Annotated in this window: 8 protein-coding genes, 2 tRNA genes and 3 rRNA genes; 2 read left to right on the top strand and 11 right to left on the bottom strand. The window is 44.0% G+C overall.

What is annotated here, in order from left to right; all coding sequences use genetic code 11:
* Nucleotides 1-107 precede the first annotated feature (107 nt).
* From rrf to IQ13_RS10215, 7 genes are all read right to left on the bottom strand, one after another.
* Nucleotides 108-219 (bottom strand): 5S ribosomal RNA (gene rrf / locus IQ13_RS10185).
* 56 nt (nucleotides 220-275) lie between these two features.
* Nucleotides 276-3,151 (bottom strand): 23S ribosomal RNA (locus tag IQ13_RS10190).
* A 172-nt stretch (nucleotides 3,152-3,323) separates the two neighbouring features.
* Nucleotides 3,324-3,397 (bottom strand) — tRNA-Ala (locus IQ13_RS10195).
* A gap of 11 nt (nucleotides 3,398-3,408) precedes the next feature.
* Nucleotides 3,409-3,483, bottom strand: a tRNA-Ile gene (locus IQ13_RS10200).
* Nucleotides 3,484-3,601: 118 nt separating this feature from the next.
* Nucleotides 3,602-5,132, bottom strand: a 16S ribosomal RNA gene (locus tag IQ13_RS10205).
* Together the 16S, 23S and 5S rRNA genes with 2 tRNA genes alongside form the textbook arrangement of a ribosomal RNA operon.
* A gap of 399 nt (nucleotides 5,133-5,531) precedes the next feature.
* Entirely contained in the window at nucleotides 5,532-6,281 is a 750-nt protein-coding gene (gene truA / locus IQ13_RS10210) for a tRNA pseudouridine(38-40) synthase TruA (protein ID WP_144886278.1), read from the bottom strand.
* Nucleotides 6,282-6,284: 3 nt separating this feature from the next.
* Nucleotides 6,285-7,526 (bottom strand): DUF4476 domain-containing protein, encoded by a 1,242-nt coding sequence (locus IQ13_RS10215; protein WP_144886279.1) that lies wholly within the window; start codon nucleotides 7,524-7,526, stop codon nucleotides 6,285-6,287.
* Between the two features lie 207 nt (nucleotides 7,527-7,733).
* Between IQ13_RS10215 and IQ13_RS10220 the strand changes: the two genes are divergently transcribed.
* Complete coding sequence (locus IQ13_RS10220) at nucleotides 7,734-10,214, top strand: M1 family aminopeptidase (RefSeq protein WP_144886280.1); 2,481 nt, start codon at nucleotides 7,734-7,736, stop codon at nucleotides 10,212-10,214.
* A 218-nt stretch (nucleotides 10,215-10,432) separates the two neighbouring features.
* Nucleotides 10,433-11,224, top strand: coding sequence for a S1/P1 nuclease (locus tag IQ13_RS10225; RefSeq protein WP_144886281.1), 792 nt, complete (start codon nucleotides 10,433-10,435; stop codon nucleotides 11,222-11,224).
* 107 nt (nucleotides 11,225-11,331) lie between these two features.
* Here the strand turns inward: IQ13_RS10225 and IQ13_RS10230 are convergent, their stop codons facing one another.
* From IQ13_RS10230 to IQ13_RS10245, 4 genes are all read right to left on the bottom strand, one after another.
* Nucleotides 11,332-12,138 (bottom strand): TPM domain-containing protein, encoded by an 807-nt coding sequence (locus IQ13_RS10230; RefSeq protein ID WP_199758234.1) that lies wholly within the window; start codon nucleotides 12,136-12,138, stop codon nucleotides 11,332-11,334.
* A 6-nt stretch (nucleotides 12,139-12,144) separates the two neighbouring features.
* Nucleotides 12,145-12,606: a TPM domain-containing protein gene (locus IQ13_RS10235; RefSeq protein ID WP_144886282.1), complete on the bottom strand. Its 462-nt coding sequence runs from the start codon at nucleotides 12,604-12,606 to the stop codon at nucleotides 12,145-12,147.
* Between the two features lie 10 nt (nucleotides 12,607-12,616).
* The gene (locus IQ13_RS10240) at nucleotides 12,617-13,210 is read right to left on the bottom strand and encodes a LemA family protein (protein ID WP_144886283.1); all 594 of its coding nucleotides are present in this window, start codon (nucleotides 13,208-13,210) and stop codon (nucleotides 12,617-12,619) included.
* Nucleotides 13,211-13,416: 206 nt separating this feature from the next.
* Nucleotides 13,417-14,619, bottom strand: a complete 1,203-nt coding sequence (locus IQ13_RS10245; RefSeq protein ID WP_144886284.1) for a phosphoglycerate kinase — start codon at nucleotides 14,617-14,619, stop codon at nucleotides 13,417-13,419.
* Nucleotides 14,620-14,632: the final 13 nt, after the last annotated feature.

Genomic DNA, 14,632 nt, shown 5'->3' on the forward strand with positions numbered 1-14,632 from the left:
ACGCCGCATTCAACCAATTTTTAGGGATAGGTTAGCAAGGTCTGTACTGAGGGCTGATATAGGTACATAAAAAAACCCCTTCATGATATTGAAGGGGTTTAGAATAAATATGGCAGCTACCTACTCTCCCGCATTGTAGTGCAGTACCATCGGCCATGAGGGGCTTAACTTCTCTGTTCGGTATGGGAAGAGGTGAACACCCTCGGAAAAACCACCATAAACTCTTAAATAAGATCATATTGGGAAAAGTTGTAATTGCAGTTGGCAATTAAAAAAAATTAAAGCTTACGGGTAATTAGTACTACTCGACTTTACTGTTACCAGTTTTACATCTGTAGCCTATCAACGTCATCGTCTTTGACGGCCCTTAAAAGTAAACTCATCTTGTAGAAGGTTTCACGCTTAGATGCTTTCAGCGTTTATCCTTTCCGTACATAGCTACTCTGCACTGCACCTGGCGGCACAACAGATACACCAGCGGTACGTACGACCCGGTCCTCTCGTACTAAGGTCATGCCTACTCAATTTACTAACGCCCACCACAGATAGGGACCGAACTGTCTTGCGACGTTCTGAACCCAGTTCACGTGCCACTTTAATCGGCGAACAGCCGAACCCTTGGGACCTTCTCCAGCCCCAGGATGTGACGAACCGACATCGAGGTGCCAAACCTCCCCGTCGATATGAGCTCTTGGGGGAGATCAGCCTGTTATCCCCGGAGTACCTTTTATCCTTTGAGCGACGGCCCTTCCATGCAGAACCGCCGGATCACTTTAGCCAGCTTTCGCTCCTGCTCGACCTGTATGTCTCACAGTCAAGCACCCTTATACTAATGCGCTCTACGTACGATTACCAACCGTACTGAGGGTACCTTTGCGAGCCTCCGTTACTTTTTAGGAGGCGACCACCCCAGTCAAACTACCCACCATGCACTGTCACCCGTCAGGGTTTAGATTCTAAATCAAAGAAGGTTGGTATTTCAACGACCGCTCCACAACTGCTGGCGCAGCTGCTTCAAAGCGTCCCAACTATGCTACACATCCGTAATTCAAAATCAATGCAAAGTTGTAGTGAAGGTTCACGGGGTCTTTCCGTCCCGTGGCGGGTAACCGGCATCTTCACCGATACTACAATTTCACCGGGCTCGTGGAGGAGACAGTGTTCAACTCATTAGACCATTCGTGCAGGTCGGAACTTACCCGACAAGGAATTTCGCTACCTTAGGACCGTTATAGTTACGGCCGCCGTTTACTGGGGCTTCAGTCAGAAGCTTTGGCTTGCGCCGAACATCCTTCCTTAACCTTCCAGCACCGGGCAGGTATCAGGCTCTATACGTCATCTTTCGATTTTGCAGGGCCCTGTGTTTTTGCTAAACAGTTGGTTGAACCATTTTACTGAGACCATCCGAAGATGGTACGCTTTATCCCGAAGTTACAGCGTCAATTTGCCTAGTTCCTTCTCCACGGCTCACCCGAGCGCCTGAGAATATTCATCCCGTCCACCTGTGTCGGTTTACGGTACGGGTTGTTTATGCCTAGCCTTAGAGGTTTTTCTCGGAGGTCTGATTAGGATCACTATCCACGCTGCCGAAGCTTTGCGGTACTATCACGTTCGACATCTCTTGCGGATTTACCTGCAAAAAATATATCTACACGCTTTAACCTGGTATTCCGTAACCAGGCGGATCTTTCACTACCCCGTCACCCCATCGAAACATAAACAAGTGTTGGAATATTAACCAACTTGCCATCAGGTGCGCCTTTCGGCTTTCCCTAAGGACCCGACTAACCCTGATCTGATTAACATTGATCAGGAAACCTTGGACTTACGGCGAAGTAGTTTTTCACTACTTTTATCGCTACTCATTCCTACATTTTCTTTTGAAATCGCTCCAGCATCCATCACCAGACACCTTCGCAGCAGATTTCAATGCTCCCCTACCAATTGTACAAGTACAATTTTAGAACTTCGGTTCGTAGTTTGATGCCCGATCATTTTCCGTGCAAGACCTCTCGACCAGTGAGCTGTTACGCACTCTTTAAATGAATTGCTGCTTCCAAGCAAACATCCTGGCTGTTATAGAAGTCTCACCTCGTTTGTTCAACTTAACTACGTATTAGGGACCTTAGTTGCTAATCTGGGTTATTTCCCTCTCGGCCACGGACCTTAGCGCCCGCAGCCTCACTCCCGGAGATATGTATAAGCATTCGGAGTTTGTCAGGGTTTGGTAGGCGGTGAAGCCCCCTAGCCCAATCAGTAGCTCTACCTCTTATACACTTCTTAAATCCGAGGCTGTTCCTAAAAACATTTCGGGGAGAACGAGCTATCTCTCAGTTTGATTGGCCTTTCACCCCTATCCACAGGTCATCCCATAACTTTTCAACGTTAATGAGTTCGGTCCTCCATTCTGTGTTACCAGAACTTCAACCTGCCCATGGATAGATCACAAAGTTTCGCGTCTACCCCCACTGACTAAGCGCCCTGTTCGGACTCGCTTTCGCTTCGGCTCCGTTACTGAAGAACTTAACCTCGCCAGTGAGGAGTAACTCGTAGGATCATTATGCAAAAGGCACGCCGTCATCCATTGCTGGACTCCGACCGCTTGTAGGCGCACGGTTTCAGGTACTATTTCACTCCCCTGTTTCGGGGTACTTTTCACCTTTCCCTTACGGTACTGGTTCACTATCGGTGTCTGAGGAGTATTTAGCCTTACCGGATGGTGCCGGCAGATTCAGGCAGGATTCCTCCGGTCCCGCCTTACTCAGGATACTGCTCGTCCATCTCAATTTCTATCTACAGGGCTATCACCTGCTATGGCCCAACTTTCCAGAAGGTTCAATTTGATGAGATTTTCTAAATGCAGTCCTACAACCCCTAAGCGGCACGCCGCTTAAGTTTGGGCTCTTCCCGTTTCGCTCGCCACTACTCAGGGAATCATTGTTATTTTCTTTTCCTCTCCCTACTTAGATGTTTCAGTTCAGGAGGTTGGCTTCCTTTCGGATAACACACCTTCAGTGTGCTGGGTTGTCCCATTCGGAAATCTTCGGATATAATGCTTGTGTGCAGCTCCCCGAAGCTTATCGCAGCTTACCACGTCCTTCTTCGCCTCTCAGACCCAAGGCATCCACCATGCGCCCTTATTCGCTTTAAAAGAGTTATTATACTTAAATCGCCTTACTAAACAATTACAACTTGTTACATCCCAATATGTCAAAGAACTTTAACCCCCATCCCCTAAAGGGGAGTAAGAATTATGTTTGATAACACGGTTACGAACCGACAGGCCTTAAGCCATTATCAAAGAAGTAAAGAACTAATTTTCGTGGAGGATATCGGAGTCGAACCGATGACCCTCTGCGTGCAAGGCAGATGCTCTAGCCAACTGAGCTAACCCCCCGAGGTTATTTGTAGACCCGCCCAGATTTGAACTGGGGACCCCTACATTATCAGTGTAGTGCTCTAACCAGGCTGAGCTACGGATCTATTTAATCTTTAGCCTAGTGGCCTCAACAATCCATAGCAACTGGCCAACTAACCATTTATAAGAACTTATTTCTTGAAAGTGGAAAAGCAACAGCATGTAAATCTAAGCATGCTCTAAAAAGGAGGTATTCCAGCCGCACCTTCCGGTACGGCTACCTTGTTACGACTTAGCCCCAGTCACTAGTTTTACCCTAGGCGGCTCCTTGCGGTTACCGACTTTAGGTACACCCAGCTTCCATGGCTTGACGGGCGGTGTGTGCAAGGTCCGGGAACGTATTCACCGTATCATTGCTGATATACGATTACTAGTGATTCCAGCTTCATGGAGTCGAGTTGCAGACTCCAATCTGAACTGAGAGAGGGTTTTTGGGATTAGCTCCTTATCGCTAAGTGGCAGCCCTTTGTCCCCCCCATTGTAGCACGTGTGTAGCCCTGGGCATAAAGGCCATGATGACTTGACATCATCCCCTCCTTCCTCACGTCTTACGACGGCAGTTTCTTTAGAGTTCCCAGCATTACCTGATGGCAACTAAAGATAGGGGTTGCGCTCGTTGCGGGACTTAACCCAACACCTCACGGCACGAGCTGACGACAGCCATGCAGCACCTTACTGGCAGTGTATTGCTACAAAACAGGCTTTCACCTGCGGTCTCCCAGCATTCTAGCCCAGGTAAGGTTCCTCGCGTATCATCGAATTAAACCACATGCTCCACCACTTGTGCGGACCCCCGCCAATTCCTTTGAGTTTCAACCTTGCGGTCGTACTTCCCAGGTGGATTACTTAATGCTTTCGCTTAGACACTAACTGTAATATCGCTAATGTCGAGTAATCATCGTTTAGGGCGTGGACTACCAGGGTATCTAATCCTGTTTGATCCCCACGCTTTCGAGCCTCAGTGTCAATGTCTCCGTAGTAAGCTGCCTTCGCAATGGGTGTTCTATGTCATATCTAAGCATTTCACCGCTACATGACATATTCCGCTTACCTCCAGAGAATTCAAGACTAATAGTATCAATGGCAGTTTTCGGGTTAAGCCCAAAGATTTCACCACTGACTTAAAAGCCCACCTACGCTCCCTTTAAACCCAGTGAATCCGGATAACGCTTGCACCCTCCGTATTACCGCGGCTGCTGGCACGGAGTTAGCCGGTGCTTATTCCTCTGGTACCGTCAGTCCCCGTAGAAACAGGGGTTTCGTCCCAAAGAAAAGAAGTTTACAACCCAGAGGGCCTTCATCCTCCACGCGGCATGGCTGGTTCAGACTTGCGTCCATTGACCAATATTCCTTACTGCTGCCTCCCGTAGGAGTCGGGCCCGTGTCTCAGTGCCCGTGTGGCTGATCATGCTCTCACATCAGCTACTGATCGTGGGCTTGGTGGGCCGTTACCCCGCCAACTACCTAATCAGACGCACGCCCATCTTTAACCGCCGGAGCTTTAATATCTAAGTGATGCCACTCAAATATACTATGGGATATTAATCCACCTTTCGGTGGGCTATCTCCCAGTTAAAGGAAGGTTGCGTACGTGTTCCGCACCCGTTTGCCGGTCGCCAGCCCCTGTATTGCTACAAAGCTGCTGCCCCTCGACTTGCATGTATTAAGCCTGCCGCTAGCGTTCATCCTGAGCCAGGATCAAACTCTCCATTGTAAATGAAGTTTGATACTGACTATTAATTCTCAAGAATTAACAGTTCAAAATCGAATTTTATTACGCTTAAAATTTACCCGTTCTATTTTCATAAAACGTTGCTGTTGCTTCCATTCTTTCAAAGATCTTTTGTTTTTCTTTCTACCCGTTTTTCGAACGGAGTGCAAAGGTAAGGGCCTCGCTTATTCTAACCAAACTTTTTTCAATTTATTTTTTAAGATATCTCCTAACTAACTCATTGAATATCACACCCTCTAACCTCATAAAGAACTACCGCTTTTGTCTTGCGGGTTGCAAAGGTAAGGAGTTAACACCTTTCAATCCAAAGCTTTTTAAAAGTATTTTTAAATGAAAAATTGAAAGCCTTTACTGGCAAGCATTTCAAAGGAAAAATAATTTTCAGCGCTCCTTAAAAACTGTATCGGGATAGCTCACGTTTATTAAAAACAACCCTTTTGCAGGTGCGGAAAAATCTGCTGTAGCTATTTGGGGTTCATGCAATAATTGATCGAATGCATACATTTCTGTTCCACCACGTGCAACACGAACCATTGTTCCAACTAAACCACGAACCATGCCACGCAAAAAACGGTTCGCTTTTACATGATAGACCAGACAACCATTTTCTTGAAGCCATTCACTCTCTAAAATGGAACATTGAAATGTTTTAACCTGGGTGTTACGCTTGGAGAAAGCGGAAAAGTCTTTGTTCGTAAGAATCTTTTGTGCACAAACATTCAAAAGGTCAATATTAAGCTTGTATGGGAAGTACCAGGCCCTGTCATCAATGAACGGATTTTTGGCATCGTAAATAAAATACTTGTACTCCCGGGCTGTTGCATGAAAACGAGAATGTGCATCGGGCACCACTTCTCTTACCGACTTAACAACAATATCGGCAGGCAGTATGGCATTAAGATTATAAATAGCCTGCTGCGGAAATTCATCTTCCCAATCAAAATGAAAATAGTTCTGTAATGCATGTACTCCTGCGTCTGTACGGGAAGATCCGGTGAGTTCAACGGATTTGCGAAAGAATACAGCAAATGCTTTTTCAACTTCAGACTGAATTGTTGCAGCATTCTGCTGTACCTGGAAACCGCTGTACCGCTCACCCTTATAGCTTAGTTCGAGAAAGTAACGGTACATGGGTTATTGATTGGGTAGCAAAGCCATGAAACGACGCTTATAATACTCGTCCTGTATTGTTTCGCCCAGTGATTTGAAGTTGACAAAATCGGTAACATAAGGCAATGCTGCATCGAAAAAGCGATAGCGGCCTTCATCTGTTAAAAAAGCAACTGAAAGATTGCGTAACTGAGCAGATGTAAAACATTTGTTGCGGAATACTTTTTTTGCTTCATCAACCATTTGCTCATCTTTTCGCTGCGAAGCCATTTTACGGCGAAGCTTAATCAAATCATCTTCGGTAGCAAAATCTTTACAATTGCTGTTAGGCAATGACTGTGCTTCCTTTTTGGGTGCCGGTTCAGCGGCAGGCGGAGTACTAACCTCTTCTTTCTTTACAACAACTTCTTCGGTTTTTATCTGCGGTTGTGTTACCAATGGTGCTGTTGCCACAGTATCCTTTTTCACTTCAGTTTGTACAGGAGTAACAATCGGCGTAACTACTGCTTGCTGTTGTGTGGTGTCTTTTTCAATAAACAGGCGCACCGTATCTTTTGATGCATTCTCAGCTTCTATTTCAAATACGAAATCTGCGCCTTCTCTGCTTTCGAATTTGCGAATTTGCTTAACAAACGATTTAGCAGGGGCTTTCCATTCCGGCTCTGTTACAACAGGCGCTTTCTTTTCAACTTCTTCTTTCTTTGTTTCTGCGGGAGGTGCTACCGTTACTTTTGCCACAGTATCTTTTACTGTTTGGACAGGTTGTTCTGTTTTAGCCACAATATCGGGTTTCGTTACTTTAGGCGTATCTGGCTTAACAACCGGCTTCGTTTCAACTGGTGCTTTTACTACCGTTACTGTTTTAACCGTACTATCCTGTGTAACTTTCGACAGCATGTTCGAAAAAGGATCGTTCGCTGGCGGAGCAGTTACTGTTTGTGTGTTTGTTTCAACAGCTGTTTTTACCTGTGCATACACAACAGAAGACGATTGCAGATCGTACAAACCCCAGCCCTTTTCATTAAAATTCTTTACCAGAAAGCCTTTATCAGCTTTATCAATAACACATTGAAATTGCTGTTCTTCTGCATTAGTTTTTGGGAAACCCAAAGCGAACTCCACTATACCGTCTTTCAGTTTTGGCAGAATTAAATAGCCAGAGGCAGAAGAACTGATAATGCGATTATTATACTTTATGTAAAAAGGCTGCTGATTATCGGTTTGCAGGTAAATAAAATGATTTAACTGAGCTAATGCCCCGGACATAAAAAGCCCGAAAGCTAGAACTACTGAAACAAATCTGCTGATCTTGAACATACGCATGGCAACAAAGCTAATTTTTTTTGCTTATCCGATTTACAAACCATTTGCCAAATTCTGCCACATCAGGGAAGCGCTTATATTTACACACTAAATAATTATATGGAAATGACCAGAAAGGCAGTTCCTGATTTTACTAAACGAATCAATTTTATGAAGAAAAATCTTACCATCTTAAGCTTACTTGCGCTAAGCTTAACAAGCGCATTTGCGCAAACTGAAGAAAAAGCGGATACCGCCTGGAAACACGAATACCGTGCAACTCCGGAAAAAACACATGCCCTCATTCACACTAAGCTGGAAGCGAGTTTCGACATTCCTAACTCGCAGTTGAAAGGTAATGTGTGGCTGACGTTGAAACCACATTTCTACCCTTCGAACACACTGGTGCTTGATGCAAAAGGAATGGAAATTGGCTACGTTGGTATACAAAAAGGAGCAAACCGCACTAAACTGGACTTTACATACGACGGCTTGCTCCTAAACATCAAACTCGATAAAGTTTACAAGAACAATGAACCCTATACTGTTTACATTCAGTATCTGGCAAAACCAAGTGAATTTAAGAGTAAAGGAAGCAATGCCATTACCGATGCACGTGGTATGTATTTCATCAATCCTAAAGGAGTTGAGAAAAACAAACCTACGCAAATATGGACGCAGGGCGAAACCGAAGCAACCAGTGTTTGGGTGCCGATTATTGATAAAACCAATCAAAAAACCACACAGGAGTTTTATTTAACAGTTCCGGCAAAATGGGTTACCCTGAGCAACGGTAAACTCATGAGCCAAAAACCAAATACGAACGGAACCCGCACCGACTACTGGAAAATGGACCAGCCGCATTCTCCCTACCTGTTTTTTGTAGGTGCCGGCGATTTTGCAGTTGTAAAAGACAGCTGGAGAGGAAAAGAAGTGAATTACTATGTAGACAAGGAATACGCTTCGGTTGCTAAAAAGATCTTTGGTCTTACACCCGAAATGATGACCTTCTTTTCGAAGATTACAGGCGTTGATTATCCTTGGGTGAAGTATAGCCAGATAACCGGACATGACTACGTAAGTGGTGCGATGGAAAATACAACCGCTACTTTACACAGCGATGCTGCGCACCAGGATGCACGTGAACTGGTTGACGGTAACAACTGGGAAGGCACCATTGCCCACGAATTATTTCACCAATGGTTTGGCGATTATGTAACAACTGAGAGCTGGAGCAATCTTACGCTCAACGAATCGTTTGCCAATTACAGTGAATACTTATGGGATGAATACAAGTATGGAAAGGACAGAGCTGATGCTACCCATTACAGTGCGATGCAAGGCTATTTAGGCAGCGGCAGCGAAAAGAAAGATCTGGTTCGTTTTTACTACAGCGATAAAGAAGACATGTTTGATGCGGTTAGCTATAACAAAGGCGGACGTATTTTACACATGCTCCGCAACTACATCGGCGACAGTGCATTTTTCAAATCACTCAACCTGTATTTAACTACCAACAAATACAAAACAGCAGAAGCACACCAGCTGCGTTTGGCTTTTGAAGAAGTTACCGGTAAAGACCTGAACTGGTTCTTTAACCAATGGTACTTTGGTGCAGGACATCCCACACTTGATATTACTTACAGCTACGACGACGCTTCTAAAAAAGCAATGGTGGTTGTAAAACAAACTCAAAAAGATAAACTGTTTCAACTACCCGTTGCCATTGATATTTATAACGGAAGCAATAAGATTCGTCACCAGGTTTGGGTAAAAAATGCTGTTGATACGTTTTCGTTTGATGCAGCAGTAAAACCTGATCTGATCAACTTTGATGGCGATAAAATTTTATTAGGTGTTAAGAAAGAAAACAAAACACTGGAAGAATATATTCACCAGTACAAATATGCAGGTTTATACCTCGACAGACGTGAAGCCATTGACTTTGTTGCGAAAAAACAAGACGACGCAAAAGCCGTTGCGTTTATGAAAGAAGCCCTTAACGATAAATACAGTGGTTTACGCAGTTTTGCTTTAACAAAACTGGATCTAAAAAAAGCAGCTGTTATTGAAGCAACTGTAGAAAGCATTGCCAAAAAAGATCCGAGCCGCATTACACGCAGCCGTGCAGTTGAAATACTGGGCAATCTTAAAAAGCCTGCATATAAAGCTCTCTTTACTTCTTTGTTAAACGATTCTTCGTATACATTAAGTGCTGCAGCTTTAACTGCACTTGAAAAAATAGATGCAACTGCTGCTCTGGCAGAAGCAAAGCGTTTATCAAAACAACCAATGAAAGGCAATTTGGTAGAAGCTATTGCCACAGCGCTGATCAAAAGCGGTGATGAAAGCAGCTTCGACGAAATCATTGAGTCGTACAGTAAAATGGGTGTAACACAAGCGAAATTCAACCTTACATCATCACTTGCAAATTTCCTCGGCATTATTAAAAACACCGAAAAAGTAAAGCGTGGTGTTGATGAAATTGTACAGTTCCGCAATGCAATTCCCGAACAATTTGGCGTAACACCGGTTATTGACAGTTTCCTGAAAACTGTGATCGGCAAAAAAGAAACTGCTAAAAAGAGCGGTGAAGATGTAACTGCATTACAAGAGCAAATCGATTACATCAAGAGCAAGTTGAAAAGTTAATTTGTTCTTCCCGAAAGACAGATAAGAAACAGCCGGTCAAATGACCGGCTGTTTTATTTACATCGAAAACAACAATGCTTTAGGCATACGGAATACTTGCCACTCATCCTGCTTTACTGCGCATCAAACAAAAACAATCCCTGCAGATATAAATCTGTCGCAAATACAGGAAGCTGAAAGCCGCATTACTGTAGCTTTGCTGCCCAATAAATGAGTATATGATGAAACGTTTCAGCATTGCAGTGGTATTTTTTATTGCTCTTTCTATTCCGTACATAAGCATGGCATGGGGTACACAAGGGCATCGTATTACAGGAGAAATAGCAAACAGTTATTTAACCAAAAAAGCAAGAAAAGCAATTATTGCTATTCTCGGCAATGAATCAATTGCCATGAGCAGCAACTGGGCTGATTTTGTAAAATCAGATACCGGCTACCGTTATCTCTCCAATTGGCATTACATCAATTTACCAGCAGCATTAACTAAAAATGCAGTAGAAAATTTTCTTGCTGCAGATACAGCTACTGATGTGTACACGAAAATCAACTGGCTAACCGAACAATTAAAAAATAAATTGCTCAGCTCCGATAAGCAGCAGCTCTATCTTCGTGTACTTATTCATTTGGTTGAAGATGTGCATCAGCCGATGCATGTTGGTCGCCCCGATGATTTAGGTGGCAACAGAGTAACCGTAAATTGGTTCAGCGAAGCTTCGAACCTGCACCAGGTATGGGATTCGAAGCTGATCGATTTTCAGCAATTGAGTTATACCGAATATGTTGCTGCAATCAATTTCACAACCAAGCAGCAACGTAAACAATGGATGGCAGAACCGGTAAGTGAATGGATCTGGCAATCGTATCAGCAGGCAGAAAAAATTTATGCAGGAGTTAAAACAGGCGACCGTTTAGGCTTCGATTACAACTACAAATACATTGCTACTTTGAATGAGCAACTGTTAAAAGCTGGTGTACATTTAGCAGGTTTGCTGAACAGCATATTTGGATAGACTTTTCTATACAACTATCGCATTAAGAACTTTCTTGTCAATAAAAGAAGCCAACCCAAAAGGTTGGCTTCTTTTATTATTGCCTTTAATAACATTCCATAACTTCTTTACCAATCGCCACCGGCACCACCACCACCAAAACTTCCACCACCGAAACCGCCGAAGCCACCTCCACCACTGCTTCCGCCGCCGCCCCAGCCGCCTCCGCCACCACCGGGGAACCAGATAGGCGGTGTGTTATCCCAACGTCGGTAACCTCTTCTGCTCATCATACCACCGCCACCACGTTTATTGATGTTTGACACAATGATGAGTATAATTACAACAACGATAATTGTTCCTAACGGAAGACCACCACCTTTTCCTTTACCTCGTTTACTATAACCTGCAGGCGCTTTGTACTCGCCGGCTGCAGCACGCATCAAATCGCTGGTACCTTCATCAAGACCACGATAAATATCCTGCGCTTTAAAATTGGGTACAATATCATTTTCAATAATCTGCTTGGCAGTAATATCGGGTATTGCACCTTCCAGTCCATAGCCTGTGGCAATCCATACTTTGCGTTTGCCACGTTCTTTATCTTCCAACACCACAATCAGCACACCATTGTTGAATTCCTTACCACCAATGCCCCACTTACGGCCAAGTGCAACCGCAAAATCGCTGATGTCGTAATCGCCGATATCGCCAATGGTAACAATAGCGATCTGGTTGCTGGTGCTGTCGTCGTAAGCAACAAGCTTACGCTCCAGCGCATCTTTCTGTTCGGGCGTAAGCTTACCAATAAAATCATTCACCAGCCTGGGCGGGTTGGGCGCAGGCGGAATATATTTTTCTATTCCCTGTGCGCCGGCAAACATGGCCTGCACAAGAAACAGTAACAACAGTATGGAGGAGGATAAAATTTTCATGTTATACTATCGTCCGAAAACGATATCGTCGGGTAATTCATTCCTGTCTTCTTTCTCGTAAGGGAAATGATGAACAAGAGCGTTTCCTATTTCTGTTATAATCTGAACAAGACCATCAGCATAATCCTGCTTGCCGAAAGAAGCAATCATCTTCTTCACTTCTTCATTCCAGAAAGCAGTGCCCACTTTTTCATGAATACCTTCATCGCCAAATACAGCCAGCTGATGATCTTTCATGGCAATGTAGAGCAGCACACCATTCCGGTCTTCCGTTTTATCCATCTGCAACCCAAAAAACACTTCGGCTGCACGATGCACGGGATCAACGTAACTGCAGCGGCTTTCAACGAATAGCCGTATTTCGCCCGATGTACGTTTCTCCGCTGCACGAATGGCCTCAACGATCGATTCGTGTTCAGCTGCTGTAAACCAATCTTGCTTTTTGGTAAAGAATGAAAAGATGCCCATGGGGTTGTTATCAGAATTTTACTTCGGGTGCTTTATCACTACCAGGTTCTGCTTCAAAATAACCTTTTGCTTTGAAGCCCATTAAACCTGAATAGATGTTATTCGGGAAACGTTTGATCAATGTATTAAACTCCTGTGTTGCACTGTTAAAGTCGTTACGTGCAACTTTAATTCTGTTCTCCGTTCCCTCGAGCTGTGTTTGCAGGTTACGGAAACCTTCGTTTGCTTTCAGGTTTGGATAATTTTCAGTGATCATTAACAAACGACCCAACGCCTGCGATAACTGACCCTGTGCAGCCTGAAATTCCTTTAATTTTTCCGGACTCAGATCATTCGGGTCAACCTTTATCTGTGTAGCTTTTGAACGGGCTTCAACAATATCTGTAAGCGTTTTCTGTTCGAAATTCGCTTCACCTTTAACGGTATTCACCAGGTTTGGAATAAGATCTGTACGACGCTGGTATTCGCTTTGTACGTTCGCCCACTTGCCTTTAATATTTTCCTCTGCGGTTACGCCTTTACGTTGAAAATTAATAGCTCCACAACCTCCAAACAGAACGATTGCGCCAATTATTGCCACCAGTATAAGTGTACTTCTTTTCATGTTATACTTTTTTGTTTTAGTAAATGATAAGTATTGTGTTATTTGAAATTGTTACAACTGCAGATAAATAAACAAGTCGTGAAGCTGTTGTTATACCCTTTAAATTTACTTGAAACATTTTATTTGCCAAGGTGAATTTTAAATAACACAAAGGGTGCCGACTTTAAAAAGCTGACACCCTGACGTTTTATTTCAAGTAAAACTAGTTATGCTTTCACCGCAGCAATACCCGGCAAAGTTTTTCCTTCGAAGAACTCAAGCATTGCACCGCCGCCGGTTGAAATGTAGCTTACCTTATCGGCGTAGCCAAAATCATTAACCGCAGCCACACTGTCGCCGCCGCCTACCAATGAGAATGCTCCCTTAGCAGTTGCTTCAGCTGCAGCCTGTGCAATAGTTTTTGTTCCATGCTGAAACTTTTCCATTTCAAACACACCCATCGGGCCATTCCATAAAATGGTTTTGGAATGCAACAATACATTTCTGAACTGTTCGCATGCGTTCGCACCAATATCTAATCCCATCCAGCCATCAGGTACCTGGTTGCTTGGTGCGGTTGACGTATTGGCATCTGCAGCAAATTTGTCGGCAATTACCGAATCGCTCGGCAGGTGAATAGCTACACCTTTTGCAGCTGCTTTTTCCAAAATAGCTTTTGCCGTATCCAAACGATCTTCTTCGCAAAGCGAATTTCCGATATGACCGCCCATGGCTTTCATAAATGTATACGCCATGCCACCGCCAATGATAATATCGGTTGCACGTTCCAGTAAGTTTTCAAGGATGAGGATTTTATCACTCACCTTCGCACCACCAATGATTGCTGTAAAAGGTTTTTCAGCCTGCAACAATACTTTTTCTGCTGCAGCCACTTCACCTTCCATCAACAAACCAAACATTTTCTTTTCTGCAGGGAAAAACTGTGCAATTACAGCTGTAGAAGCATGTGCACGGTGAGCGGTACCAAAGGCATCGTTTACATACACATCGCCCAACTTGCTGAGTTTTTCTGCAAAAGCAGCATCGCCTTTTTCTTCTTCTTTATAAAAACGAAGATTCTCGAGCAACAATACTTCACCTGCACGCAACATACCTGCGGTTAAGTAAGCCTGCTCACCAATACAATCGTTGGCAAATAAAACAGGTGTATTGCCGCCCAGCAGTTCTGCAAGATGGCTGATAAGATGTTTCAATGATGATTTTTCTTCGGGACCATCTTTCGGACGACCGAGATGACTCATCAGAATAACGCTGCCACCATCTGCAAGAATTTTTTTAATAGTGGGGATGGCAGCACGCATACGTGTATCGTCGGTAATAGCTTGTGTCTGTTTATCAAGCGGAACATTAAAATCAACACGGATCAATGCTTTTTGTCCGCTGAAGTTATAGTTTGAAAATTTGCTCATAGTTATGTTGTTT

It is taken from the genome of Lacibacter cauensis (genome assembly GCF_007830055.1).
Taxonomy (GTDB): Bacteria; Bacteroidota; Bacteroidia; order Chitinophagales; family Chitinophagaceae; genus Lacibacter; species Lacibacter cauensis.

Bases quoted from the DNA above. Each gene is read 5' to 3' on its own strand.
- truA (WP_144886278.1), bottom strand. From the start codon at position 6,281: ATGTACCGTTACTTTCTCGAACTAAGCTATAAGGGTGAGCGGTACAGC.
- IQ13_RS10215 (WP_144886279.1), bottom strand. From the start codon at position 7,526: ATGTCCGGGGCATTAGCTCAGTTAAATCATTTTATTTACCTGCAAACC.
- IQ13_RS10220 (WP_144886280.1), top strand. From the start codon at position 7,734: ATGAAGAAAAATCTTACCATCTTAAGCTTACTTGCGCTAAGCTTAACA.
- IQ13_RS10225 (WP_144886281.1), top strand. From the start codon at position 10,433: ATGATGAAACGTTTCAGCATTGCAGTGGTATTTTTTATTGCTCTTTCT.
- IQ13_RS10230 (WP_199758234.1), bottom strand. From the start codon at position 12,138: ATGAAAATTTTATCCTCCTCCATACTGTTGTTACTGTTTCTTGTGCAG.
- IQ13_RS10235 (WP_144886282.1), bottom strand. From the start codon at position 12,606: ATGGGCATCTTTTCATTCTTTACCAAAAAGCAAGATTGGTTTACAGCA.
- IQ13_RS10240 (WP_144886283.1), bottom strand. From the start codon at position 13,210: ATGAAAAGAAGTACACTTATACTGGTGGCAATAATTGGCGCAATCGTT.
- IQ13_RS10245 (WP_144886284.1), bottom strand. From the start codon at position 14,619: ATGAGCAAATTTTCAAACTATAACTTCAGCGGACAAAAAGCATTGATC.